The following is a 25,648-nucleotide window of genomic DNA, read 5'->3' on the forward strand; positions in this document are numbered from 1 at the left end:
CCCGTGTGCGCCTGCCCCCTTCGGCAACAGGGGCAGGCGCACGACAACTCAGGCCCAGTTGGAAGGAGAAGACATGAAGAAGCACCGTTTCGGCCACCAGGAAGAACCGGACTTCAGTGTTGGTTTTCCGCTCGGGGTGATTGCGGTCCTCATGTTGGGAATCACGGCATATCTTGTCGCGCTGAACGCCGAAATCCCGCCGCCCCAAACCATCGCATTCATCGCTGAAAAGCCGCTGCCTTAATGCCCCGAGCGGCGAGTGTTGCCGCGCGCTACGCGCCTAGCGACTGCTTCCGGCGTTATGCGGGCCTGCGCTTAATATATATCCAACGCTCATCTAGTATGCATTCGGTCATGAACCAGTGGCTCTCCTCGGCGAAAGTATGGGCGCGATCTGTAAGGCGCGATGTGGTCGCTCTTTGGATCGCCGCTCGCGACCGACGCACGCCGCTCGCCGCCAAAGTTATCGCAGGCGCAATCGCTGCCTACGCTCTATCGCCCATCGATCTCATCCCCGATTTCATTCCTGTGCTCGGGTATTTGGATGACCTATTGATTGTACCAGTCGGGATACTCCTGGCTGTCCGATTGATTCCAGAACCGCTCATGTCCGAATTCAGAATGTTCGCTCAACAGAGAACGCGGCGACCAACCGGCTTGTGGGGGGTGCTGGCCATCATCGCTATATGGGCGATCTTCGCAACCGCTGCCGCTTGGTGGACGTGGCGGAAATTCAACGGGGGTTGACCGGCGTCACTCCTATGGAGCTTCGCGGCGTCACGAGTGCGCCGGTTCTCGGCAACCGTCGGATTGTGGACGAATACGCCCCATAGGCATACATTTTCGGACCGCTGGGACGTTGCAGCTAGGGGAAGTGCTTGCAGTTTGCCCGGCGAGAGTGGGCCCCGCTTTAGCCAAGCGGGGCTTCTCCCGCCGCGCTCGCGGGACAATTCATTCCATCAGCTCTTCAAGTATCTCAGCCGCGGCGATCAATGCCTGCTGCACCAGCGAATCGGCGGCAGTCGCGCTTGACGACGCAACGAGTTGAATGTCGTCGACCCTCAAGAGGTGCGCTCGCAACCGACGGGTTCCCGTGTTGTGTCCCACTTCACCGATTGCCTCAATCGCGCGCCGCAACAGAGCTCGACGCTCAACTTTAGAAAGCGTCTGAACGACACGGCTTGCGGTTCGAAGTTCGTTTACCGTCACTCTCATGTGTCATCTCGAAGCTGAGAGCGCCATCATCAGACGCAGCACACCCGTTATTGTTCAGAGGACGGCGCTGCGTCGAGCTATATTCGATGCTTGGTCAGTCCGCCATCGCGATTTCGCCAAAAGCCGACGTTCGCTCCCCATGCGCGTGATCAGATCACGAATTCCTCCTCGTACGTCTTTGGCTGAGGAACGACCGTAACCTCCACCGGAACGATCCAATTGACCGCGTAGCTCTCGCAGTCGGAACGCTGGAGGTCGGGCTGCACGTTCCCCGCCCCATCTGTCGCGCGACATCGCAGTATATGTCGCCCCACTTCCTTCGGGGTCCATATGTATTCCCAAAGGCGCCATGCAAAGGGACGCTCTGCTTCGAGTAGCCTTGCCTCGCGCCAGCCCTTGCCATCTCCGGGGCAGACCTGGACCTGCCGGACAACGGCCTCTCCGCTCCAGGCGGCTCCGAAAATCCGGTACGGCTGGCCGACGATGAGATGCTCTCCCTGTACGGGACGCGCGATCTGCGCTTTGACCTCCATCTCCGTAAGGGGGACGATCCTGGGTTCCCCGAGGCTGCGCTCCCAACGGAAATAGTCGCGTGCCTGCCAGTATCCAAGGAATGGTTGCTCCACAACAGTGATATGCGTGATCCACTTGATCCAGGCCATTCCGAACCAGCCACCCACAACCGCGCGCAGCGGGTATCCGTGATCACGCGTCAACGGCTGTTCGTTCATTGAATAGGCAAGGATCGTGCCGGGAGCGATGGCCTTCTCGAGCGGTAAACTGCGTGCAAAGGCGATGGGGCCGGGAGACGCCGTCTTCTTGTTTGCGTCGACGACGCCGCTGTCGGCGCCTGCGAGCAGAACCTCACGGGCGGTCGGTTTGACGCCTGCTATTTCCAAAATTTCGCGCAGAAGAACACCTGTCCACGCGGCATTGCCGACGGCGCCATTCTGCCACTGCAACCCCTCCTTCGGCGGCACGTAGTACACGCGCCCATTGCCTGCGCACTCGACGACGGCGGTGAAAGTCGTGCTGCGCATCGCCTTGATGCTGTCGAGATCAAGTTCGATCGGCCGCTCCACCGCCCCGCCCACGCGCAACCTCCAGTCTAACACTTGGATGTCCGGCGACGGGAAATGGTTTCGCACGAAGAACAGCTCGGTTGGGACCAGCCCATCGGAGAGCGACGCAAACGGAAACTCGATGTTCGGTGGGGATTTCTGCCGAACTATCAGATCGGGTTGCTGTGGTGGCCGCATCGTCCCCGTCTCCCCGTTCAAAAGCTCAACGTTGGCTTTCGTCCGCGAGCGATGGTTCGATCCCTCGCATCGCGTATGCCGCACTCCGTTTTTCCAGCTGCATCCTAGCATATACAGCCGTTTCCCGAACCGACATGAAACGGCAGCAATGGGTCAGCTCGAGACCTGGATCCGTCGCCGTCGCAGCAAAACACAGCCTCTTGTCCAGTTCACTTGTCCTGGTGCTGGATCAGGGGCATCCGATCGAAACCTGGTCGCCATGCCTGAAACGCGCGGCGCGGCCGGGCCGGTGCACCAAAGGTAAGGCGGGTGAGTTGATCAAGCAGCAACCAGCCGCCAGCTGGCGGCAAGAAGAGCGGCACAGATCGACGCGGCGATGATTGCGATGAGTAGTCCTGCTCCGATCGTCAGAGAGTCACGCTGGGCCATGCCCAGAGCCATGATCAGTACCGCAAGGCTTGGTAGCGCGTTACCGAATGGAATCGGCAACACAATCAGGATGGCCATTGCCAAGATGATGAGCCCTAGAGCAGGTTGAGTTACAGCTTTCGAAAGCATTTTGCCGCGGGGTTTTATGTGTCGCTCAAGGCGGGCGAGAATTTTCGAGCCACGCGTGGAGGTCCACTCAACGACGGACCGGGGCACATCCAGTGCTGACAACTGACGTGGAAGCCACAATCGTTTCGCGCCGAAGATCACCTGGACAGACAGTAGAGCGAGAACCGTTCCGAACACGGTTCCTGCCGGTATTCCAGGCGTGGGAATCATGGCGGCGACGGCGAACATTGAGAGGACGATGGCAACACCTTGGCCACCCATCGCATTCAAGATGTCGCCTACGGTCACCTCGGGAGGCAGTCTGTCCGGCAGTGTGCTGAGCAGTTTCGCAATGCCGCTTGTATTTGTGTTGCTCATGCGTATCGCCTCGACGCCATTATAGGCGCGCTACCGCCATGCGGCCTCGTTCTCCTTCTCATAGTCGCCGAACGCCTTTTTGAGACCGCCCAGGATCTCGGCGGCAGTTTCGAGCATGGCTTTCATTTGCGGCTCGTCGACATGTTCGACGTCTTTCCGCATGTCGTCCATGGCTTCCTGCAGCCGGGTTTGCACCTTATCGACAAGATGTCGCGGATCGCTAACCATCGGTATTCCTCCGCTGGTTTGTATATGTAGGCCAACCCCTGAACGTGAGTGTGGTTCCAATTATCGCTTTCCAGAGGATGTGGCAGCCTGTGTGGGAGGTCAGAACCTTCGCTGAGGCTGTGTCCGATCTGCGCGCTGCAATCACGCGGTCCAGGCGACGTCAAAGCCGGTCATGAGAGGGCACGCTATCATCCCCGCGGAACGCCACAGGAGGTTCTCGTGGCCTTCCTGAAACCTGGGCTCGCCTCTTTCGGTGTCCGATTGCGCATCTTTCGTGACGAACTGGTCGTTCATCCCAAATGGATCGACGAGGCCGGTTACGCCGATCTTGGAGCGCTCAGCCAGTTCCTTCCCGGCACGCCTCGAGCCGGCGCGATTTTCCCTCGGCCTCTTGCGCATAGGCTCCTGGGAGCGCTGGCCGCCTGGGCAGCGTTTAACTGCGGTCCGCAAACCTCCTGGTAATCTTCGCCATGGCCGCAACCGCTTTCGACGGCCCGACCGGCCTGTCGCACGATCTGAAAATCGTGGCTGAGACAGTCGCGGTTCAGGTTGTCGGCAAAAAGGGCGAAAAGCTTGACGCCCGATCAGCGCGCGAGAAGCGCACTCGGTCCGTTCTCCTCGTCGTTTACAAGAGGAGCGTTGTGACAGGGACTTGGCGGGTTGCCTTGCTGTGACCGTCGTAGCCATCGCACGTCTACACATTGAAGCGACCACATCTTCACTTTGGAAGCCGGAACAAAACTCGATGCTGGTATCTGCCGACACGCTGTTTCACACACTGTTCGTCATGCTTGGAAGAGGCGTCATCTTTAAAAGGTCGCAATCATTGACACCGCACGTCAAGCATTGGAAAAAGAGTGTACCATTGGAGAGGGAAACAACTCATGGCAGACGAAACCAATATCGATATCATTGAGACGCCGCCGCCGGCAGAGGTAGCGGCCGCACCGAAGAAGCGTCGGGGACCCCGACCGAAAACTGCTCAAACGGAAGCGGTGTCGGAAGCACCACCGGCAAGTGCTGCTCCCGCAAGAGGACGCAGGAAGCGGGCAGACAAGGAGGGAAAGGCCGCAGCTCTCGTCACGACCAAGGGACGGGCAAAGAAAGTTGGCCAGTCCGTCGGGAAAACCCGGGCGGCAAAACCAAAGCTCGAGGCTCAGACGCCAGGTCTCGCTGATATCTCCGATCTCCTTCAGCTTGAGGAAGAGAATGCACGGCTGCGCAAGGCTTTGGCCGAGAAACTGCGGGCCGAAAATGCCGATCTGCGCAAACGGCTCGGTCTTGCCTGACCAATCGAAGCAGGACCGGTCGGATCCCGCGATCGGTCCGCGTCCTCGCACTCTTCTTCATATCGCGCCGGTCATGCCAGCATGGCTTGCCGGTGCAATTGCTCGGGGTGACGGCGCACGATGAAATCACCATGGAAGTATCTGGTTGATCTGGCCTCCCGCCGGACCGCAAAGGAGACAGACGGACCTCGTGAAGTCGAGGAGCGGGGTCCGGAAACATCTCCGATGGCCCCGGCCGGTCACGCATTGGAAGCTCGCGGTGTTGAGGGCACTGCTGCAGGCTCTTTCGTTGAAACCGAAAACGCGGCAGTGACCAACCTCGATGCTGCTGGCCTCGACACGGCGAATACATCAGTTGACCAAAGTGTGGAGGCGCCTACCCCCTCTCTCGACCAGTCATCTGCAGACGACCGCGAAGATCTTTCGCAACCGCCACGTCCGCCACTGCGGGCAAAAAGGCAAAGCAGCGGCGCAAAAACGAGCGCCGGCAATATTGCAGTGTCCGACGTCGTGGAATATAGAGGCGGCAGTTCCGGTGCCCGGCCGGCGCCGATCACCTTTATTGACGAGGTCACCGCACTAGACGCGGAAATCGAGCATCTGAGACGCGAACTGGCCGCAAAGTTGCTTTTGCAGAATGCGCAGCTCAAGACGATGCTTGAGCGGTACAATGCGCCGCCATAAGCCGCTCTAGCTCTCTTGAACGTTGGGTAGTTATGAAGCCACAGCAGCGAAAGTTCATTGTCGAATTCAAATCGGGTCGCCGTCGGGCAAACAAGCCAACGTCCATCTGGAGCGATACGGATCTGAAGGCACTCGTGCGTGAGGCCGAGAATGACGCTCCGCATTTGTTTGGCGGGGCCGAACGAGCCCACGCGATTGCTCCCGAGCAGAGTATTCAATCTGCTGCAAACGAGATTGCGGTCACGGACCCTGTTGCGCAGGTCCAGGATGCCCTGATGGAACCCGCCGAACAAGCGGTCGAAGTCCCTTCGCTATCGCTAGCCGAAACGGAAGACGCGCAGAAAGCTACCGTAAAGGCTCCGGTTCGTCGACGCATGAAGCGTGACAGTCGTCCCGCGGACAGCAGCAGCAGCACTGCATCAGTCGTCGTGGCGGAGCCAGCTTCAAACGGAGTGGACGAACTCACTTTGCTCGAAGAAGAAAATCTCAGGCTGAAAGGGCAGCTGGCCGTCAAGCTTCAGCAGGAGAATATCCAGCTTCGAAAGATGCTGGAGCGGTTTGCAAAGGCAGCCTGACAGCCAAGTCCTCAGCTCGCTGCCGCCAGCTGGCAGATTTTCAACGCCACTTCAAACGAGCTTTCGAAGGCCGGTACGGGCAGAAACTCGTACCGCGAGTGGAAGTTGTAAGCGCCGGTGAAGAAATTCGGCGTGCTCAGGCCGCGGGCGGATAGAACCGCCCCGTCGGTTCCGCCCCGCATCGGGATCAGGTTCTTCTCGATCCCGAGCGCGTCCATTGCCTGAAACAACAAAGCAATGGCGCGATCGTCGCTGAGATGCTCGGATATGTTCCGATAGCTGTCGATGATCTCGTAACGGATCGCCCCGGACGGGTACTGTGCTCTTGTCCGCTCGGCCATATCCGCGATCCGGCGTTTGCGTCGATCAAAGCCATCGGTGTCGAAGTCCCGGATGAGCGCGGTCAACCTTGCTTCGGTGTCATTGGCAACGAGATCCTTGAACCAGTAGAACCCCTCGCGGCCCGCCGTGCATTCGGGGGTGTCACTGCGATCGAACCCCGCGATGAAGTCGATCGCCATCAAGAGCGGATTGACGAGGGTTCCCTTCGCCGACATGGGATGGGCACTGACGCCGGTAAAGACGACCTCGCAGGAGGCGGCGTTGAAGGTCTCCAGCACGACTTCACCGAGTTCGCAGCAGTCGATCGTATAGGCGAAGTCGCAAGCAAAGCGCTCAAGCTCGAGGGCCCTGGCGCCACGCAAGCCGATTTCCTCGTCCGGCACGAAGGCGACAAAGACGTCGCCGTGTCCGTCTTGCCGATCGAGCCGTGCAAGCAGCGTCATGATGGCGGCAATCGCCGCCTTGTTGTCGGCGCCAAGCACGCTGGTGCCATCGCCGACAATAATGTCCTCTCCGAGCCACCTGAGAAGATCCGGGTGCTCGTCGACCCGCAACCAGACATCTTCGGCAGCGTTGAGGCAAAGATCCCTGCCTTCGAATTGCAGGATCTGCGGGCGGACGTAGGGCGAAAGTCCGACATCGACCGTGTCCAGATGGGCGATGAAGCCGACGGATGGCGCATGAGGGCGGTTGCCGCGTTTGACGCCGGTGACGATCGCATGGTCGTCGACATGGACGTCGTCGACGCCCAGTGCCCGCATCTCGTCTGCGAGCAGGGCCGCAAGGGCTGCCTGTCCTGGGGAAGAGGGAAGGGACGGCGAGCGCCCGTTGCTTTGGCTCTCGATTGCAGCATAGCGGAAAAAGCGGGTGACCAGTTCTTTGCGTACGTCCATGGGGATCCCGACGAGTTTTCATGTGAAGGATGCGGGGCCGATGCCCGGGTGTTGGTTGGCCCGCACCGACTACATCCTGATCAGGCCGACGTCGTCGAGAACCTCGATGTCGACGCCGTACCTGGCAGACTGTGCACGAACCCGCCGTAGAATGCGGCTGGCGCTTTCCCCGGTCGCAAGGTGTGGCGCCAGGCGCCGTTCCAACACAGGCTCCTTCAACGCCTCGTCGCCACCGATGACGACGGGATGAAGGGCGATCTCATCCAGACGGTTGCCAGTGCCGAACGAGCATACAGCGACAACGCTCTCCCAGACCTCCGGGGCCGTCCAGGCCGACGTTTCGGAGCGGACATGAAAGATGAAGTTGCCGAGGCTGTAGAAGATCGGCCGACCCCGGTAGAGTTCAATAGGTTGAAGGACGGGGGCACCGTGGCTGACGAACATGGCGGCCCCTGCATCGATGCACGCTCTGGCGACACCGCTCACCCAGTCCGGGACCTGGTACCAGTCGGATGCCCAGTGATGATGATGCAGATAGGCGACGACCAGACTGTCGTCTTTCGCCGCGGTCGCAATCGCATCGAGGTTCCTGGACAGATCGGTCTCATCGATCCTGACGGTTCGCCCGAAGCGTTCGGCCCGCCGGAACACGGCGCGTGCGATGCCAAGCTCATCATCTGCGGCAGGGTGCTGCGGATCGTCGGGCTGGCTGTCGTTGGTAAGATCGATGGCCGTATAGCCGACCTTGTCGCGAATGGCCCTGATCTGTTCAAAGGCCGTTCCGTCGACCTCCAGCACCTGGGTGAGCCGCAGCCGGTTCACGCCGGGTCGTGCCGGTCTGCTGCCGTCGGCATCGGCGGCATACATGAAGTCCGGCCCCGGCCCTCCATCCATTGCGACGATGGCAACAGGACGCCCGCCGATCCTCGCCATGCCTGCGCGCGAGGCGTGCGCGTAGTCGCGGCCAAGGCCCGCATGGAGAAAGCCACGTCGTTCGACCTCCTCAAGCGTCGAGAGCACCCCGGGCGGCCCGAGGTCGAAGGCGTGGTTGTTCGATAGCGACAGCGCCTGAATCCCGATCGCCTGCAAGCTGTCGAGCACGGCCGCGTCGCTGCAACCGAAGTAAGAGCCTTTGAGCGGCCAGCCACCGTGGCTTCCCAGGATCGTGCTTTCAAAGTTGCTGAAGGCGAGATCCGCGTGACGAAGCAACGCCTGGACTTTCGCGAAGGCCGGGGCGGCGATGTCACGGATGTCGTGCTTGATCAGCGACTGGCCGGTCACGGCCAATGTGAACCTGTCATTCATTGTAGAAACTCTCTGTGAGGAACTCTCTGTGAGGAAACTCTCGGTGAAGAAGCGCTCTGCGTTGATGAGCGGCATGCCTTTGTGCTGTCTGCCGGATGAAATCGGACCGCTGAGGTCGCAGCGCTCAGCAGGTGAACCGCTGCGGCCGGGCTTCGATAAGGGTGCGGGTGTAGGAATTGTCAGAGCGCGCAAAGATGAAGTCGGACGACCCGAAATCCTCCACCCGCCCATCCTTGAAGATGTAGACGGCACTGCACATCGCCTGGACGATGGCGAGGTCATGGGAGATGAAGACCATGGTGATCGCCCGCTCGGCGATGGTCTCCTTCAAGAGCGTGACGATCTCTGCCTGCACCGAGACGTCGAGCGCCGAGGTCGGCTCGTCTGCGACGATGAACTCGGGGTCGGCCAGAAGGGCGCGGGCGATGCAGACCCGCTGCTTCTGGCCGCCGGAGAGCTGGTGAGGGTGGCGGGCAAGCAGGTTGCGGGCAAGACCCAGCCGATCCATCATCGACGCCACATTCGCCTGGCTGTCTTGTCGGCGCGCGCTTGCACCGAAGCGGATACTCTCCTCAAGGGTCTCCTCGATGGTCATGCGCGGGTTCAAGGAGACGGAAGGATCCTGGAAGATCATCTGGACCCGGCCCAGGAGACCGCTGCGGCGGCCGCTTCTGGCAATGTCATAGGCCTGGTCGTCGATGATGATCCGGCCCGAAGGTGCAGTATCGAGGCCCGCGAGGATACGGCCGAAGGTCGTCTTGCCGCTGCCGCTTTCACCCACAATACCGGTGATCGTACCGCGTGGCAGGCGGATGCCGACGTCCCGCAAGCCGAAGCTTTCACCCCTCCGGCCAAAGCCCCAGACCGGACCGCGTGGTGCGAACTGCTTCGAAACACCTTCCGCGACAAGATGCATGGGCACACGGAGGCCTTCGCCGGAGGGTGCATCGGCGGCGATCTCGCTCCCACCATCCGCAGGCGTCGGCCCGGTCGTCACTCGGAGTCTCGGAACGGCGGCCAGGAGCTTCTTTGTGTAGGCGTGAGCGGGTTGATCGAGGATGACCGACGTGCGTTCGGCTTCGACGATCTTGCCCTTGCGCATGACGAGAACCCGGTCGGTGATCTCGGAGATCACGCCCATGTCATGCGTAATCAGGATGACGGACACACCGGTCTCATCGACGAGGTCTCTGATGAGTTCGAGCACCTGCTTCTGCACGCTCGCATCGAGCGCCGACGTCGGCTCGTCGGCAATGATGATGTCGGGGGCGCCTGCAAGGGCGATGGCGATGACGATGCGCTGCCTTTGCCCCCCGGAAAACTGATGCGGATAGTTGCCGTATCGCCGCTCAGGTTCCGGAATGCCGACACGGGCGAGAAGATCGATCGAGCGGGCGCGTGCCTGATGTCTCGACAGCCTGGTGTCGAGCGCCAGGCAGGTTTCCTCGATCTGGGCGCCCACGCTCATCAAAGGGTCGAGCGACGCCGTGTGATCCTGAAAGATCGCAGCGATCCGCTTTCCCCGGAGTGCGGCCCGTTCCTCGGCCGTCATGCTGCCCATCGCCTTGCCACCGAAGGAGACTGTCCCGGAGGTCTGCTGGAATTCGGGGGCGAGCAGGCCGAGGATGGCGTTGCCGATCGTCGATTTTCCGGCGCCGGACTCGCCGATGATGCCGAGGATTTCGCCGCGCCCGAGGTCAAAGCTCACCTGGGAGAGGATCGGTGTCGAACTGGCGCCCGACACATGGCGAAGGCCAAGGTTCTCAACGCGTAGAAGCGGTGCGTTCGTGTGGTCCACTGTCATTGCGCATGGTTCCTGGGATCGAGTTTGCGGCGAACGTCCTCGCCAACGAGATTGATGCTGGCGATCAGACCGAAGAGGGCGAGGCCCGGGAACAGGCTGATCCAGTACTGGCCGGTGAGCAGATACTGGAAGCCGTTTGCGACCGCCGAGCCGAGTGAGGGCTTGTCGATCGGAACGCCCAGACCGAGAAAGGAGAGTGTCGCCTCGAGCGCCACCGCATGGCCGATCTCGATCGGTATCAGGGTGATGGCAGGCGCGATGCTGTTCGGCAGCAGGTGGCGGAAGATGATCCGGCGCGTCGGCAGCCGCATCAGGCGCGCCGCATCCATGTAGGGCTTGCCCACCTCGCTGAGGGCTACACCGCGCGCAATCCGCGCATAGGTCGCCCATTGCGCAATGATCAGGGCGAGGATGATCCGGTCGATACCGGGCCCGAGTGTCACGATCGCAATCAGCGCCACGAGGATTGTCGGCAGGCTCAGCTGCAAGTCGACGAGGCGCATGATCGCGACATCCACCCACTTGCCGAAATAGGCCGCACTGACGCCGGCCGTCAGACCGATCAGCGCGGCCGCTGCGCTGCTTGTGATCGACACCACCAGGCTGATGCGCAGGCCGTAGAGGATGGTACTGACAATATCGCGGCCGAGCCCGTCGGTCCCGAGAAGGTAGAGATAGCCGCCGCCGCCGGCCGCTCCGGGTGGCGATGACGCCTCCCAGCCGTAGATCTGCAGCGGATCATAAGGGTTCTGCGGCGCGATGAGGGGAGCGGCGACGGCAAGCAGGATGTAGGTCGCAAGCAGCACCCGGGGCGCGGACAGGGCAGGGCCGTGTCGACGCTTCTTCAGTGCGCTCAGGATCAGAGCTTTCATGAGGGTCCCTTTCATGAAGATAGGCGGACGCGCGGATCGAGCACGGCGTAGAAGAGATCGACCAGGGCGTTGAGCAGGACGAAGGCGACGGCGACGAAGGTCAGCGTTGCCATGACCACCGGGCGATCGAGGAGCTGGATCGAGTCGATCAGAAGTTTGCCCACACCCGGCCAGGAAAAGATCGATTCCACCACCACGGCGAAGGCCAGCATGCCGCCGAACTGCAGGCCAATGATCGTCACGATCGGCACGCTGATGTTCGGAAGCGTGTGGCGGAACAGGATCCTTCGTGACGACAGTCCCTTGGCACGGCAGAACCGGGTGAAGTCCAGGCTCTCGACCTCGATCGTGCCAGAGCGTGACAGCCGGGCAATCAGCGCGATGTTCGGAATCGCCAGCGCCAGCGCCGGAAGGACGAGGTGCCACAGTCCGTTTGCGGTCAGAAAGCTCCAGTCCTGGCCGAGGAGATGTGCCGTCGTTCCTCTGCCGCCGGACGGGAACCAGCCGGTCAGGAGGGCGCCGACAAGAATCAGCATCATCGCCAGCCAGAAGGAGGGGATGCTGAGCGCCGACACGCTCGCCTGGAGCAGGGTCCTGTCGAACAGGGTACCGATCCGGCGACCGGCGACAAGGCCGAGCGCTGTTCCGATCGGAGCGGCGATCAGCATGGCGATCGAGGCGAGTTCCAGTGTTGCCGGCAGCTTGCTCATTAGAAGCTCGAACGCTGGCAGGTGATAGATGTAGGACGTGCCGAAGTTTCCGCGGACGACATTGTCGACGAAGACCACGTACTGGTGCCAGATCGGCTGATCCAGTCCGAGCGCGATCGTTGCCGCCCGGATGTCCTCGGGCGTGGCGGTCTCGATGTTGACGACGTTGAAGACCGGATTGCCGACGCTGTGGATGCCGATAAATCCGATCACGGACATGGCGACGAGGAGCAGGATGGCTTGCGACAGCCTTCCCAGCACAGCAGAAATCATCCCCATGAGCACCTACTCCGCCGCCACGAGGGTCTGCATCGCGGTCGTCCAGCCGCGTGGGTGCATCACATAGGAGCCGACCCGCGGCCCGTACCCGACGATATGATGGAAGTGATAGAGCGGGATGATCGGTTGATCGGCCATCGCCAGTTCGGTCGCCTCGGCAAGCGCTGCGTTCCGCTCCGGGCCGACCGCAATACCTTCTGCGCTGGCCAGAAGCCGGTCGAAGGTCTCGTTGCGATACTTGCCGAAGTTCAGCGCACCGGTCCCCCGCTCCGGATCAGGGGAGGCGAGCAGTGAATGAAGAATGATGTCCACCGCCTCGCCGGAGCTGCCACCATACCAGATGCCATAGTCGCCGGCGGCACGTTTGGTGTTGAACACCGAAAACGGGGAGGCTGAGGGCTGGGCTTTGACCCCGATACGGGCCCAGCTCTGCGCAATCGCCTGAAGACTCTCGGCGTCGCCCGGGTAGCGTCCGGCCGGTCCCGCAAGAACGAGGCTGAAGCCATCGGGGTACCCCGCCTTGGCAAGAAGCGCCTTGCCTTGCTCGTAGTCAGGCACTCCCGGCAAAAGTTTTGCTGAAGTGCCGGGAAGGCCGTTCGGAAACACCTGGGATGCAGCGGTGCCGAAGCCGGCGAGGATCTTGTCGACGAGTATGCCGCGATCGATCGAAATGGCCAAAGCCCGTCGCACGAGGGGATCCTTGAAGGGATTGGAGATCGGCTGACCGGATTTGTCGGTCACACCCGGAAGCGTTTCGCGATCGACGTCGAACTGGACAAAGTTGATGCGGGCGGCACCGACACTTGCGATCCGCACGCCCCGCTCCTTCAGCGAGGCGACGTCGCGAGCCGGGATGGCGTCTGCCACATCGATCTCTCCGGTCCTCAGTGCAGCAACCCGCGCGGCCGGGTTCTCGATCACGCGGAAGGATACTCGCTGCCAGGAGGGCTTGCCGCCCCAATAGTCGTGGTTGCGGACAAGTTCCAGCTCTTCGCCGGAGCGCCAACTCTCGATCCGGTATGGTCCCGTGCCGTTCGGTGCCTGGCCGGCATTGAGATCCTCGGTGGTCTCGAAACCGTCGGAAGGACGGTTCATGACAAAGATCGAAGAAAAGAAGAGGGGCAGGTTGGGAACCGCACTGTCCGTCTCGATGACGATGGTGAGGGGATCGGGGACGGAGATCGACTTGATGCCGCTCACATAGGAGCGGAAGCCACCGCTGGGCGACTTGAGGAAATCCCGGATCCGCTCGATCGAATAGACGACGTCGTCCGCGTCAAAGGCCGAACCGTCATGAAAACGCACATTGTCCTGGAGCTTGAACTCCCATCGGGCGTCGGACAGGGGCCGCCAGGAGGTCGCAAGACCGGGCTTCAGAGCGAGGTTCTCGTCCTGGTAGACCAGACGCTCAAAGATATGGGAGAGCAATGAGGTGTTCTCATTGAGGTTGGCATAGTGCGGGTCGAGCGTCATCAGCTTGTAGGCGGTGGCGATCCGAAGCTCTTCCTCTTCAAGTGCGAGAGCCGGTGCCGTCGGAGCAACCCACAGAAAGATGGCGAGCAGGGACGCTGAAATAAGGCGAGCGCGAAGTCGGTTTCCCAGTGTCATTTGATGTTCCTTGTTCTGGTTGGTGGTAGAGTCGGAAAACACCGCGTCGGAGCAGACCCCAACGCGTGCGGTTTCAGGACGAAGTGCATGCGCACGTCTTGTCAGGCTGCCGGCTCCGTCCGGTTCACGCGTGCTTTTGACGGGCTCGCGTCCGTTTCTTCAAAACCACATCGGCTCTCTGGCGCCGGCCCCCAGCTTCGGCCGCCCGTTCCAGCGGCGCCATCGATCCTCAGGAGGTCGTCGATTGCGGAGCGGATTTGCGGCCATGGCTCGTGCCGGCTTGTGGGGGAGGGCTGCCATTTCGTGACAGCCGCGTGGAGCTTGGCCGCTACACCGGCAATCGACAGGGCCGGTGTCCCCCACAAGGCTCCCGCAGCGTCAGCCTCCGCGACGAACGCACACGCCTCAGCTTGGAGGGCCTCCTCGTAAGCTTGGGAAGCCGCGGCTTGTTCATGCGGAGATCGCCATACATACGAAATGAGGGTCGTCTCGAGCTGCTGCTGGCGCAAAACTGATTCGCATAAACGCTTCCAGGTGGCGCACCACTGCGTCCAGACAGCAAGTGCGGGATCGTCGCCGCGGTCCGGAAGCAGAGGCCTCGATGCACTATGAGATGTGGGTAAGGACGCCGCCACGAAGGAATGGAATTCTCCCCGGATGACCGTAGGCAAAGTTCTGCTATTGTCGGAATCAGCCATGATCCGAGCTCCCCAAAGCTTGGTTGTGGTCAGATCGAGCAGGTGTACCCCCACCTGTTCGATCGCAGAGGTCATTTTTCCTACAAAATGTAGGAAGTCAATCAGAAAGTTTGCCTTGAGTAACAATCTTCTAACTATGGAGCAGTGCCGAGGCGCACGAGCTATGCTGGGTTGGAGTCAAACGGAGCTTGCCAAAGCGGCAAGCGTCTCTCGCCAGACGATTGCGGATTTTGAACGGGGAGCTCACATACCGATTAGCAACAATCTTGCGAGCATCGTCGCGGCGTTCGAAAAGGCGGGAATAGAATTCATCTTGGAAAACGGTGGCGGCGCGGGTGTACGTTTCAAGAAGTCGAAATCGTGAAGGTATGTGCCACGTCCGCCGGTTTTGGAGGAGCGATGACGCCCTGCAGCTCGGAGCCGGCGGCGCAGCGATCGAGCCTGTTGCGATGGAGAAATGACCCAGTATCGGCTGACGCCATGGCCCGTTCTCCGCTGAGCCGGAAAACGCGAAATGCTACCCCAACTGTTGGGGAGGAGCAGACTGCAACGGAGAAGCACGGTGTATGTGGTCCAGGAATAACGGGAGTTGCTGCGATCCTTAGGCGCCAATGGTATGAAATGCCGCCGACGGTGGATTCTTGATCGTCAGTGGCTCGGCGGCATCAAAAAGCACAAGCCGCTCGGGAAATATGGCAGCAGCCGGTCGGCAGCCTGAAGGCGAACGCTTGATGGAGGCCGGAGGCGCCCATCGCGTCACTAGCGACCATGCAAAATCCTTGGACATGGCCATCACGGATGCCACAGCGAAGAAACGGCGTTGGGGCATCGCCTCGCTGGGCGGGTGATAACCAAAGGCCAAACGCATGGGGCCGCCCGCCATCATCCCCGTCGCCTGGGAGCGTTCTCCTCTCGCTTAGCGACCTGCCGCGGGTTCCCTTCTTTCGGAAAGCGCGCAGCAGCATGGCAGATCGTCAGGATCATAATGCGAAGGCCGCAGGTTCAAATCCCGCCCCCGCAACCAAGTCCTACTCTATGCTATCCCACAATAGCCGCAAACCACGATCCAGTACGCCGGGCACTCCTGTCTTCGGCGCTAAATTCCCGGTGCAAAACACAAATTTGAGATACAGCAGGTGCAAAGCAGGGGGCGGCCGCAAGCGCTGATGATGCCGCGTGCCCGAGGGATATGATGTGGCGGAGTGCAAATCGCACCTCCGACAGGCCGAAAGCGCCAACGCTGAATGCATATCGGTCCGATAACGCCACACATGCTCTCGCAAGGAGCAGTGTCACACAAAGAGCATTGTTACGCAACGCAATCATGAAATAGTGCTGTAGAGTAATTATTACTTTACTAACTGAAATATCGACATTTACGCTATGCCCGTGCGATATATACGCCGGAAGTCAAATATAAAAAATGTTCTACTATTGATAAGGGTTACTTATCGATGGTTATAGCACCAACCACCAATCATACCATGTAGCGAACACCAATATTAATATAGCATTCCTATAAGAAGTCATTTACCATGATTTCAATGGCTTACGATCTCGCAAAAATCAGCATGACAGCCCTGATGCGGCCGGCTTTCGACGCCGGTTTAGCGCTCACGCGTCTGGACGAACGTATCGCCCGTTCACCGGTCGGTCAGGGATGGATCGAACGATCCCATTTTGCCGACGCCTGCGCTTCGCTGTGGATCGATGGCGAACTCGTCCATCTCGAAGATCTTGTCCTGCATGACGCCACGCGGGATATTCGCACCCCCACCCACGAGCTGACAATCGCCCGTGACGTGCTGCGCACCCGCCGGCGGATTGCTGCGCAGTCGCCGGATTGGGCGTTATCGGCCGAAGGCATCCGAATCTTGCGACAGACTGCGGACATCGGCGCTGAGGTAGTGGAGCCTGCCCGCATTATTCGTCCCGCGGTCGCCATCGATCCGGAAGGGGAGGGGGACGTGGATGCGGGCGAGAATCTCCCCGGCGTCGACTACGCAGCCATCGATGCCTTGCTGGCTCGATCGGAAGCGGCGATCGAGCAGGCGAAGCGGCCCGGCCGTGCTGATGCCCGCGAACGAGACCCTCTCGTCTATGATCTCGACTGGGACGAAGACGAACGGCTCGACGAGTGGCGCGGCGTGTGGCGCCAGGCCGAAGATCTGCCGGCAGCGCTGCAGGCGATCGTTGTCCTCGATGCCTGGAACGAACTCTCTGTTCTGCAGCATGCGCCCTGGCTCGGCCGGCTATTTTGCGCTTCCATCCTTCGTGAAGCCGGCATCACCACCGGCGCCCATCTTGCTGCGGTCAATCTCGGCCTCAAAACCATTGCCGTCGATCGGCGCCGGCATCGCGACCGGGAAACCCGGCTGCTCGCCATCGCACAAGGGCTTTTGGCGGCCGCCGAGATCGGTTTGAAAGAGCATGACCGGCTGACGCTGGCGCGCACGCTCATGGAGCGAAAGTTGGAGGGACGGCGGACGTCCTCAAAATTGCCGGAGCTGGTCGAGCTGGTAATGGCCAAACCATTGGTGTCGGCCGGGATGGTGGCCAAAGCGCTGGAGGTGACACCGCAGGCAGCGCGGCGGATCGTTTTGGAGCTCGGCCTCAGAGAGATGACGGGGAGGGGGAGGTTTCGGGCGTGGGGGATTGTCTAGTCGCGAGACGATCGGCGCGCTTCGCTCGTTTTCGGGCTATCTACTAACGCCTGAGGTGTCCTCGACGTATTTCACCACAAGGGGGTTTCTGTCCCACACCGGGTTCGCGAAGCCTTGCGATCTGCCCCACGCTAAGAAGGAACTTGGCTCAACCGTGAGGAGCGCCTCCTCACGTCGCAGGTTTCGATCGTTAGCGACAAAGCGGGTTGGTGAAGACGTGAAAGGTATGCGTCTCGGGCCCGAGGCCACAAACGGTCTCATGCCCTTCGAAGTTGGAAGGTCCGTTCGCGCGCCCATTTCGGACGAAAAGCGTGAGTGACTGTGCAGTTTTCGTAAGGTTGGCGGAAGTCTATATACAATCATTGATATACATGATTCTGATATGCTTGGCCGCGTGGGAATCAACTCGGGGGAATGCGTGGGGCTCTACGAACGATGGTGCGATGCCACCAGAGAAAGGGATAAGCGCAAGCGTTACTGGACCTATATCGAGAAGGATGGAGGCCGAGACGATATTCGAGACGACCTCGCCGAGACCATCCGCTCGCACTACGACCGCCTCGAACGCATTGCCGATGACGTAAAGCGGCTCGGCTACAATGTTGCTGCCACAATCCTTAGCGAGGCAATGCCTCAAACGCCAAAGGGCCGTTCTGGCGATCTTGGCGAAATTCTTGCGACGGAGTTGGTGGAAGAAGAGATCGGCCTGCGCGTTCCTGTACGCCGTCTTCGCTACAAGGATGGCCGCAACATGGCCATGCGCGGCGATGACTTTATAGGCGCTGGCTACGACGGGGCTGGCGAAAAGCTCTGGCTCCTGAAAGGCGAGGCCAAGAGCAATGAGAGGCTTGGGAAGGCTACCGTCACGAGCGCCCGCAAGGTGCTCGACCGTGACAACGGGCGCTGTACACCCGATTCTCTGCTGTTCGTCGCCAATCGCCTGCTCGACAGCAACGACCTGGACGACAATGCATTGGGCCGAAGCCTCCGCGACGAGGTGGGATTGAAGTCTCTCCGCGCCGATCGCATCGACCACATGCTCTTCACTGTCTCGGGCAATGGTCCGCACGCTTCGCTGAAGGACGACCTCCAAGCTGCGGGAACCAACCGAGACCACTACGTGGTGAATATTCACGTCGAAGATCACCAAGACTTCATCAAGGCGATGTATCACGAGGCGGAAGATCTTGGAGACGATTGACGAGCTGACCACTTTTCTGGAAGCCGCAACTGTCGACGGCATTCTTGGGCGCCTCCTCTATCGCGGCGCCGCCTGGTCGCTGATGCGCGAGGAAGGTGTCCTGCCGCCCAATGCGCCGCCGCTCGGCGTGACAATCGAGACCGATCTTGCAGAGCACGCCTTTGCCCTGCTTCGAGGTGCGATGGCGCTACGCGCTCAAGCTGGCCCCTCGGAATTGACTAGCAAGGCGTTTGAACGTGCCGCTAACGCCTTCGAAGCCCTCGTACGCAACGGCGATCCGGAGGCGGCCGATCGCGGTTTCCGCCGGATGCTGGCTGCCGCAACCTATCACCTTGCCGGTTTCTCGGCCGTCGCCTATTCGCTCTTCAACGAGACCGCGGAGGACCTCAATGTATCGCCGGGCGAGGCGGCGATCAGGCACCTAATCCTGCGCGATCTCGGCGAAATGCGTGCTTTCGTCCGTGATTGGCTGAATGATGCCGCTCATGGAGATGAGCAGATTGCCGAGGTGCTTCGCGGCGAAGAACCCGACATCGATGAGGTTCTGTCGACCATACTCAACACGACGATCTGTCGCGCTCTCGCACATTTTGATTTCGCGCTCGAGACAGGTGAACCCGAGCCGATCGAGGATGCACGTGCATTGCTGCGGACTGCAGTCAGTCTTGCGGACAACGCCGAGAACGTCCCCCTGTGGTGGATTTCGAACCTCTGTCTCCACCTGATCGATGACCTCTGGCAGCACTCGCTACACCAGAACCTACCGACCGAGCCTCCGGACGGAACGGAGGAAAGATACCCGGATCTGCGGCGGCTGTTCATCTCGTCGCTCTACGCCCGCAAGACATCCGAGGTGGAGCTATGGCCATCGCAACGCGAAGCGGCCCGGCGTTCCACTGACGTTACCGACGATCTCGTCGTCGCCTTACCGACTAGTGCCGGCAAGACGCGTGTTGCGGAGATCGCAGCACTGATGACCTTGTCGTCGGCCCGCCGGGTGCTGATCGTCACACCGCTGCGCGCCCTCTCCGCGCAGACCGAACGCTCTTTCAGAAAGACTTTCGCGCCGCTCGGGTTCAGCGTCTCTTCGCTCTATGGCGCGAGCGGTGTTTCGGCTGGTGACGAGGATGCCTTGCGAACCCGCGAGATCATCATCGCCACGCCCGAGAAGCTCGACTTTGCGCTGAGAAGCGACCCTTCGCTCATCGATGACGTCGGCCTGATCGTCCTGGATGAAGGACATATGATCGGCCCGAGCGAGCGCGAAATCCGGTACGAGACGTTGGTACAGCGTCTGCTTCGACGTGCGGACGCGGGCGGCCGCCGAATTGTATGTCTTTCCGCTATATTGCCGAGTGGCGACGAACTCGACGATTTGACCGCGTGGATCCGCTCGGACGAACCGGGCGGCCCGGTTCGGTCCGACTGGCGCCCCACGCGTCAGCGGTTCGGCGCACTAACCTGGCGGGGTAAGGACGCGCTGCTTCGGCTAGACCTTGATGAGAACGGCCCCTTTCTCGACAAATTTGTTGTCGAAAAGCCCCCACTAGGGAGGGAGAAAAATTCTTATCCCCGCCAGAACTCGCATCTCACTCTGTTTGCAGCGTGGGAGTTCGCAGGCCAAGGCAAGCGGACTTTGATCTTTTCCACCCAAGCGAATTGGGTCGAGAGCTACGGCAAACAGGTCGTCGACCTCTGCAAGCGCGGCCATCTTCAGTCCCTTCTGGACGATGAAGGGTCGATCGCTCGCGCCCTGGAGATCGGAAAGGAATGGCTCGGCGAGGAACATCCCGCAGTTGCCTGCCTGAAAGTGGGCGTTGCCATTCACCACGGTCGGCTTCCAAGTCCATTCCTGCGTGAGCTGGAATCGTTGCTTTCCGAGGGAACGCTAAAGGTGATCATCGCATCACCGACGTTGTCGCAAGGCCTTAACCTGAACGCCGCTGTGCTACTGGTGCCCACGTTGTATCGGGCATCAGAAAAGATCCAGGGAGAGGAGTTTGCGAATGTCGCCGGCCGCGCGGGCCGCGCCTTCGTGGATGTCGAAGGGCTCATTGTCCACGTAATGTTCGACAGGGTCGATTGGCGAAAGAAGGAATGGCGAAAGCTCGTTGCTTCAGCCAAAGCCCGTACGCTCAAGAGCGGTCTCATCCAAATCGTCGCCGAGATTCTGGAGCGACTTTCGCGGGAAGGAATTCTCGATCGCGAAGATGCCTGGGAATATCTCGCCAACGCCCGTGAAGCCTGGAGATCGCCTGGGGAGGAAGCTTCTTTGGCAGAGCGCTTGGCTGCGTCGAGGCAAAATGATGCTGATGTGACTGACATCGATAGTGACGATGATGATGCCGAGCAGGAGGAGTCTATTGAAGAAGAGCCGCTTTCTCAGATCGTCGAACGTCTCGATGCGACCGTATTTGGCCTGATAGAAGCGCTTGACTCAGATAGCGCCGACCTGCCGAAACTCCTGGATGATGCTCTCAAAGGATCGCTCTGGGCCCGGCAGATCGCCCGCGAGGACGAGGACGTCGCTCCGCTCCATAAAATGGTGTTGGAGGCGCGTGCCAGCCTAATCTGGAAGACCACGACGGCGCCTGCAAGGCGAGGCCATTTTGCCATGGGTGTTGGACTGGAGGCCGGTCTTGCAATCGATGCAATGGCTGATGTGCTGGCCGAGCTCCTTGACCGGGCCGATGGCGCAGCGCTGGCCGGCGATATTGACGTGCTTGTCGATGCCCTCAGCGGCCTCGGCGAGCGTCTGCTTTTCATGCGGCCCTTCATTCCGAGCAAGGCGAATGCGCTTCCTGCGAACTGGACGGTGATCCTGCGCAGTTGGGTGGCTGGCGAGGATGTTTCCACGATAGGACCACAGAATATGCGCGCCGTGGAGGAGGCGTTCATCTATCGATTGGTCTGGGCACTCGAGGCTGTGCGTACCCGCCGCATGTCGCTCGGGTGGTCGCCGGAAACGGTAGCCGGGGGCGCTGCAGCATCCGTTGAAACTGGCGTTCCGCAACTCATGATGTCGATGCTTATCCGCGCGGGACTCCCATCGCGGCGCGCGGCGATGGAGGCGATCGAGGATGCGAAGCCGGCCTTTGTTAGTCCGGCCGAGATGCGAGCCTGGCTCGAATCCGACGAGATCACCGCCTATACCGACGCCGGCAACTGGCCGACTCCTGACACGGCCGCTCTTTGGGCGCGTTTTCGAACGGAAGCACTCAGTGGCGGCATCCAAAAGTGGTCGGTCGAACACTACAGTCGTCTGCTTGATATCGAGGTAGCCCCGCCTGCTGGCCTCTATCGGATAGTCACCGACGAGGGTGACGGGCGGACCTGGTTGGCCACACCTGACTATCGGCATATCGCTGCCTTTAGGAAGCCAGCCGTCGATCCCAAGCCCAGTCTTTTTTCAGGCCGGTTGTCGGGGAACACGAGGCTGGTGGAGGCCCTGCGTATCGGTCGAGGCAAATTACGCTGGCCGAAGGCGGATACCTGATGAGGTCGGTCATCAGGTTGTACATTCGGTGCGGTGATTACCAACGCGTGCACTCGGTAAAGATCGAGTGCCTGGCTCGATGCGACGGTTGCACGGCCGTCTTAGCTTTGCCTAAGGGGACAGGACATGGCGGGTGACATTCGAACCCTACTCATGAGTCTGCTGCAGGGGATGACCCACACCCAGTTGAGCGAGGAGCCGTCGCGAATTGCCGGACTGGTGGTGCCCAGCGAGGATGGACTGTCGAAGCGGCAGCGTATCGATATGGCCCTTTCGCCCCTTTCAGAGGCACAACTGGCGCAGTTTGCACTAAAATTTGCTGCCCACCGCGGCGACGTCGATCTCGACGAAGCCGGCCGAAAGGTTCTCGAGGCGGGCGAGCCGCTTCTCTCGCAGATCACACGGCGAGATGTCGCCCGCGCTTTCGGGGACGATCTCGCGGGCGAGCGTAGCACGGTGGAGATGGTCGGACGCTACTTCCCTCTCTCCTCCCCCATCGATGATTTCCTTGGCAGCAACGGTCGAAGCTTGCGTGACCGTGTTGATCGCCACATGGATCAAAACCCCGGTGACTGGTCGGTGGAGCATCTCTTTGGTGAAATCGGTGCGTTTGATTGCTCCAGAGCACGCTTCGCCGCTTTGCTGGAGGAGGCCGTCCACCCTCTTTCAAGGTCGGGTGACGATCAGCTTCAGATGATCGGCGCTATCAACAAGATCCTTGAACGCGACGGTTACGAGCTGGCACAAAAAAGCGAACTCTCAGGCCATCCGATCTTCGGGTTCCGTGCTATCGTGAGAGGGGTGGGTGGTCGGCCCAAGAACTTGATCTTTGCCTCCCGGGGAAAGAAGCCAGAGATCGGCTTTGCCGACGCCATCAACAATGACATCGTCATTCTATCTGGTGAGGAGAGCTGTTTGGTCTATGAACGACCGATCGGTTCGAACGGCCTTCGCTGGTCCGAACTCGTCGACTGGTGGAGCGATGTCACACCAGGCGGGAACGCAGCGAGTCTCGGAGCGCGTTTGCAGGAATCTTTAGCCTCGGAAGCTGAACGGAGGCTTTTCGCCGGCTACTTCAAGGCGTACCGTTCGGACCTGGGTGAGGTGCTACCGGCGCTCCTCCCACAAGTTTATCTTCATTATGACCCTGCTGTTGTGAAGACCCTGCGTCACCGTCTTCCACTTCCACGTCAACGCATGGATTTTTTGCTGCTTCTTCCCGGAAGGCAGCGCGTCGTGGTCGAAGTTGATGGCCAGCACCATTTCGCGGAAAACGATCGTCCATCATTGAAGATCTATGCTGAAATGGTGTCAGCAGATCGCGAGCTGCGCCTTGCTGGATATGAAGTCTATCGCTTCGGAGCGAACGAACTCGTCGGGGCCGGCGCTGAAGTGAGGGTGACCGACTTCTTCGATAAGCTCTTCCGATTGCATCGAGTTCGACAGTAACAGATGTGTCGGGCATTGGGAAATTCGAGCTTTCAGCAGCCCTATCGGCTCCGAACATAATCAATGAGACGGTCCACGAACCCTTCCCTCGCGCAATCGGCCTGGGGCAGGTCTGTCGTCGGATCGAAGAATGCTTTCAGCATATAGCTTCCGATCTCTAGCGCTTCACTTTCGTCGGTCAAGCCGGAGAACCGTTCGAAAGCCTGACCCAGTCGTTGCGCAGCGTGCGGATGGGTTGTGCCGCCGCGGCGTACATCGTCGATAAGGCCGATCCATATGAAGGCTACGCAGATCGCAAGCGTCCGGAACTCGCGTTCCTTTGCATCCATGACCTTTGCCAGGATCCAATCCACGGCCCAGGCGTCAGCCTCGAATTCTTGTTGGTGAGCTTGGGGAGAGTCTGGCAAGTGCTTTTGCACGATATGACCGCACTCGTGCAGCACGACGACGCTGGCCGCCGCCAGGAATAGATTGGTAACGAGTCCATCCGGCGTAGAAAGCGGGGCCGCGTGATATGGAGCAGGCAAATCCTCGCTCCAGGATGCCGCCGAATCCCTGATGAGGGCGACGGCAGCGTGCTTGAATTCCACCACTTCGGAGCCCGGTCCACCCGGCTCGATGACGATCGTTGATTTGCCCGCCGCAGCGGCAGCTCTCACGAGGTTCATCATCGCGAGCACCGCGGCGGCTACCGCCCATATGCTCAGCATCGCCGCGTAGGTCCCCGTGATTTTCTTTTCCAACGGATAAGCGGTAAAGTTTGCCCGCCCCGCGTTGATGTCCAGCGGCCACGGCTCTCCCTGCATTTCCCTGACCAGCTCGTCAACACGCTCCGGTGCGATCCGAAACGGACTTTGAGCAAGCAAGTGGACAAAGCCTTGCATCAGTCGTTCAGCATCAGTCATTCGAGCCACCTCCCAGATCGCGTGCGGGGAAAATTATCTAGACATCTCATCAATCCGGCTCCCCCTCATCGAAGAAAGCCGTATCTGCCGAGCAGAAGCCGAATGTATGTGGGGGTTATTGCATAAACCTGCCTTGAGACGAGCGCGCCGTCAGGATGGGCTTGAATGTGCTCCCCGCTTTCGACGTCGTAGTAATTGAGAGCGATTTCTGCGGGCCATGGGAAGTTTGGGTCAAACGGCACCTCTGCATACGGATTAAAATAGACCTGAAGCCCATCCAGATGGGTTTCACGATGAAACGATGAGTGCTGAATGAGCACATCTGCGCCGCCGATCTGTTGCTCGCTCTCTCCTCGTTGCGTGAGAAGGTAGTTCAGCGCGGCGAGCTGAAACCGGTGCGTCCCGACCTGCCAGAGCACGGAACCCGGCGCAATTTTGTGCTTGTCGATTACCCTGTAGCGGGTTGCCCGGACTAGCCTATTAATCTTACTTTCAACGACTGCTTTTCCAAAGGTTCCGACCGTCGAGAAGAAGACGGCGCTGATCTCCTTGAACGAATCGTTCGTGAAGATCCCCATCTCCACCGGAGCACCGGAAGGCTTCAGGAGCGAGGTTATCTTGCCTTGCTTCCCATAGTCTGGCCCTTCGAGCACCGGCGGCGCCAAGCCAAAAAGGACCATGTTGATAAGTTCGTTATTTTGAGTGAGCGATAGGTCGCTATCGAAGGGGGCGATCGCAATGACGAACGGCCGACCTTGCACGTGGCTCATCGAGGAATACGGGTGCTTCTTTCCATTCCTTCCGCGGAAAAGATCCAGCTTGTCCCTGATCTTCCCGGCAAGTTTAAGCGCACCGCGAGTCTTGAAATCTTGCGCGTCAAAGGTCTTCCGCTGCTTCGCAGTCGGAGGCTGATCAGAGACGACAGCTTCTATGTTGAACTCGTAGTTCCCGGGTCCTCGGACAAAGAAATCCGGCGCCGACTTTGAAAAGTCCACACTGCATTTCAAATCAATGAGCGCTCTATTCAGATATAGCTCCCACATCGAGGAATTGAACGTCGTTTGAAATTCCTTGATGAACTTCTGGCTCTCTCCCCTACGATTCAGCAGGCCAGTCGCCCAGTTTTGAATGACGGGCTGCACCTTTGTGTAGTCTGGATCGGCCGAGATAAGACGGAAATGATCGTTGAGTTTTTCTTCCGGGAATCTCGGAGTGAACAAGTCTAACATTCATGTACCGTTCGCGTGTTACAGTTGCG

The 25,648-nt window shown here is 60.0% G+C and carries 24 protein-coding genes; 11 read left to right on the forward strand and 13 right to left on the reverse strand.

What is annotated here, in order from left to right; all coding sequences use genetic code 11:
• The first annotated feature begins 73 nt into the window (after positions 1-73).
• On the forward strand, positions 74-244 hold the full coding sequence (locus P0086_RS02525; RefSeq protein WP_275782294.1) for a hypothetical protein: 171 nt from the start codon (positions 74-76) through the stop codon (positions 242-244).
• A gap of 110 nt (positions 245-354) precedes the next feature.
• Positions 355-747 (forward strand): YkvA family protein, encoded by a 393-nt coding sequence (locus tag P0086_RS02530; protein WP_275782295.1) that lies wholly within the window; start codon positions 355-357, stop codon positions 745-747.
• Positions 748-951: 204 nt separating this feature from the next.
• On the opposite strand, the gene P0086_RS02535 is transcribed toward P0086_RS02530, so the two are convergent.
• From P0086_RS02535 to P0086_RS02550, 4 genes are all read right to left on the reverse strand, one after another.
• Entirely contained in the window at positions 952-1,215 is a 264-nt protein-coding gene (locus P0086_RS02535) for a hypothetical protein (RefSeq protein WP_275782296.1), read from the reverse strand.
• Positions 1,216-1,364: 149 nt separating this feature from the next.
• Complete coding sequence (locus P0086_RS02540; protein WP_275782297.1) at positions 1,365-2,474, reverse strand: sulfite oxidase; 1,110 nt, start codon at positions 2,472-2,474, stop codon at positions 1,365-1,367.
• A 318-nt stretch (positions 2,475-2,792) separates the two neighbouring features.
• The gene (locus tag P0086_RS02545) at positions 2,793-3,389 is read right to left on the reverse strand and encodes an exopolysaccharide biosynthesis protein (protein ID WP_275782298.1); all 597 of its coding nucleotides are present in this window, start codon (positions 3,387-3,389) and stop codon (positions 2,793-2,795) included.
• A gap of 30 nt (positions 3,390-3,419) precedes the next feature.
• Complete coding sequence (locus P0086_RS02550) at positions 3,420-3,617, reverse strand: hypothetical protein (RefSeq protein WP_275782299.1); 198 nt, start codon at positions 3,615-3,617, stop codon at positions 3,420-3,422.
• 219 nt (positions 3,618-3,836) lie between these two features.
• On the opposite strand from P0086_RS02550, the gene P0086_RS25275 reads away from it, so the two are divergent.
• The 4 genes from P0086_RS25275 (at position 3,837) to P0086_RS02570 (ending at position 6,165) form a co-directional block, all read left to right on the forward strand.
• Positions 3,837-4,079, forward strand: coding sequence for a chromate transporter (locus tag P0086_RS25275; protein ID WP_345799294.1), 243 nt, complete (start codon positions 3,837-3,839; stop codon positions 4,077-4,079).
• 422 nt (positions 4,080-4,501) lie between these two features.
• The gene (locus P0086_RS02560) at positions 4,502-4,906 is read left to right on the forward strand and encodes a hypothetical protein (protein ID WP_275782300.1); all 405 of its coding nucleotides are present in this window, start codon (positions 4,502-4,504) and stop codon (positions 4,904-4,906) included.
• Positions 4,907-5,131: 225 nt separating this feature from the next.
• Positions 5,132-5,590 (forward strand): hypothetical protein, encoded by a 459-nt coding sequence (locus P0086_RS02565; protein ID WP_275782301.1) that lies wholly within the window; start codon positions 5,132-5,134, stop codon positions 5,588-5,590.
• A 32-nt stretch (positions 5,591-5,622) separates the two neighbouring features.
• Positions 5,623-6,165, forward strand: a complete 543-nt coding sequence (locus tag P0086_RS02570; protein ID WP_275782302.1) for a hypothetical protein — start codon at positions 5,623-5,625, stop codon at positions 6,163-6,165.
• 11 nt (positions 6,166-6,176) lie between these two features.
• On the opposite strand, the gene pepT is transcribed toward P0086_RS02570, so the two are convergent.
• The 7 genes from pepT to P0086_RS02605 all read right to left on the reverse strand — a co-directional run bounded on the left by pepT (position 6,177) and on the right by P0086_RS02605 (position 14,676).
• On the reverse strand, positions 6,177-7,400 hold the full coding sequence (pepT, locus tag P0086_RS02575; RefSeq protein WP_275782303.1) for a peptidase T: 1,224 nt from the start codon (positions 7,398-7,400) through the stop codon (positions 6,177-6,179).
• Between the two features lie 69 nt (positions 7,401-7,469).
• On the reverse strand, positions 7,470-8,705 hold the full coding sequence (locus tag P0086_RS02580) for a CapA family protein (protein ID WP_275782304.1): 1,236 nt from the start codon (positions 8,703-8,705) through the stop codon (positions 7,470-7,472).
• A 124-nt stretch (positions 8,706-8,829) separates the two neighbouring features.
• Complete coding sequence (locus P0086_RS02585; protein ID WP_275782305.1) at positions 8,830-10,509, reverse strand: ABC transporter ATP-binding protein; 1,680 nt, start codon at positions 10,507-10,509, stop codon at positions 8,830-8,832.
• Entirely contained in the window at positions 10,506-11,381 is an 876-nt protein-coding gene (locus P0086_RS02590; RefSeq protein WP_148189308.1) for an ABC transporter permease, read from the reverse strand. Before P0086_RS02590 ends, P0086_RS02585 begins: the two co-directional genes overlap by 4 nt.
• 11 nt (positions 11,382-11,392) lie before the next feature.
• Entirely contained in the window at positions 11,393-12,370 is a 978-nt protein-coding gene (locus P0086_RS02595) for an ABC transporter permease (RefSeq protein ID WP_275782306.1), read from the reverse strand.
• Between the two features lie 6 nt (positions 12,371-12,376).
• Positions 12,377-13,978, reverse strand: a complete 1,602-nt coding sequence (locus tag P0086_RS02600) for an ABC transporter substrate-binding protein (RefSeq protein WP_275782307.1) — start codon at positions 13,976-13,978, stop codon at positions 12,377-12,379.
• Positions 13,979-14,079: 101 nt separating this feature from the next.
• Positions 14,080-14,676 (reverse strand): hypothetical protein, encoded by a 597-nt coding sequence (locus tag P0086_RS02605; RefSeq protein ID WP_275782787.1) that lies wholly within the window; start codon positions 14,674-14,676, stop codon positions 14,080-14,082.
• A gap of 136 nt (positions 14,677-14,812) precedes the next feature.
• Between P0086_RS02605 and P0086_RS02610 the strand changes: the two genes are divergently transcribed.
• The 5 genes from P0086_RS02610 to P0086_RS02630 all read left to right on the forward strand — a co-directional run bounded on the left by P0086_RS02610 (position 14,813) and on the right by P0086_RS02630 (position 23,485).
• The gene (locus tag P0086_RS02610; protein ID WP_275782790.1) at positions 14,813-15,040 is read left to right on the forward strand and encodes a helix-turn-helix domain-containing protein; all 228 of its coding nucleotides are present in this window, start codon (positions 14,813-14,815) and stop codon (positions 15,038-15,040) included.
• A 1,171-nt stretch (positions 15,041-16,211) separates the two neighbouring features.
• A complete protein-coding gene (locus P0086_RS02615; protein WP_275782308.1) occupies positions 16,212-17,339 on the forward strand; it encodes an RHE_PE00001 family protein in 1,128 nt (375 codons plus the stop codon).
• 418 nt (positions 17,340-17,757) lie between these two features.
• Positions 17,758-18,540: a DUF1837 domain-containing protein gene (locus P0086_RS02620; protein ID WP_112528554.1), complete on the forward strand. Its 783-nt coding sequence runs from the start codon at positions 17,758-17,760 to the stop codon at positions 18,538-18,540.
• Positions 18,527-22,036, forward strand: a complete 3,510-nt coding sequence (locus P0086_RS02625; protein ID WP_275782309.1) for a DEAD/DEAH box helicase — start codon at positions 18,527-18,529, stop codon at positions 22,034-22,036. The genes P0086_RS02620 and P0086_RS02625 overlap by 14 nt, the downstream gene beginning before the upstream one ends.
• Before the next feature lie 126 nt (positions 22,037-22,162).
• Positions 22,163-23,485, forward strand: a complete 1,323-nt coding sequence (locus P0086_RS02630; RefSeq protein WP_112528529.1) for a hypothetical protein — start codon at positions 22,163-22,165, stop codon at positions 23,483-23,485.
• Positions 23,486-23,526: 41 nt separating this feature from the next.
• On the opposite strand, the gene P0086_RS02635 is transcribed toward P0086_RS02630, so the two are convergent.
• Together P0086_RS02635 and P0086_RS02640 are read right to left on the reverse strand one after the other, a co-directional pair.
• Positions 23,527-24,390 carry a phage exclusion protein Lit family protein gene (locus tag P0086_RS02635; RefSeq protein ID WP_275782310.1) on the reverse strand — a complete coding sequence of 288 codons (864 nt, stop codon included), beginning with the start codon at positions 24,388-24,390 and terminating at the stop codon, positions 23,527-23,529.
• Between the two features lie 65 nt (positions 24,391-24,455).
• Positions 24,456-25,619, reverse strand: coding sequence for a hypothetical protein (locus P0086_RS02640; protein ID WP_112528525.1), 1,164 nt, complete (start codon positions 25,617-25,619; stop codon positions 24,456-24,458).
• Positions 25,620-25,648 lie beyond the last annotated feature (29 nt).

Origin of the sequence: Mycoplana sp. MJR14 (assembly GCF_029210525.1) — a bacterium.
Taxonomy (GTDB): domain Bacteria; phylum Pseudomonadota; class Alphaproteobacteria; order Rhizobiales; family Rhizobiaceae; genus Mycoplana.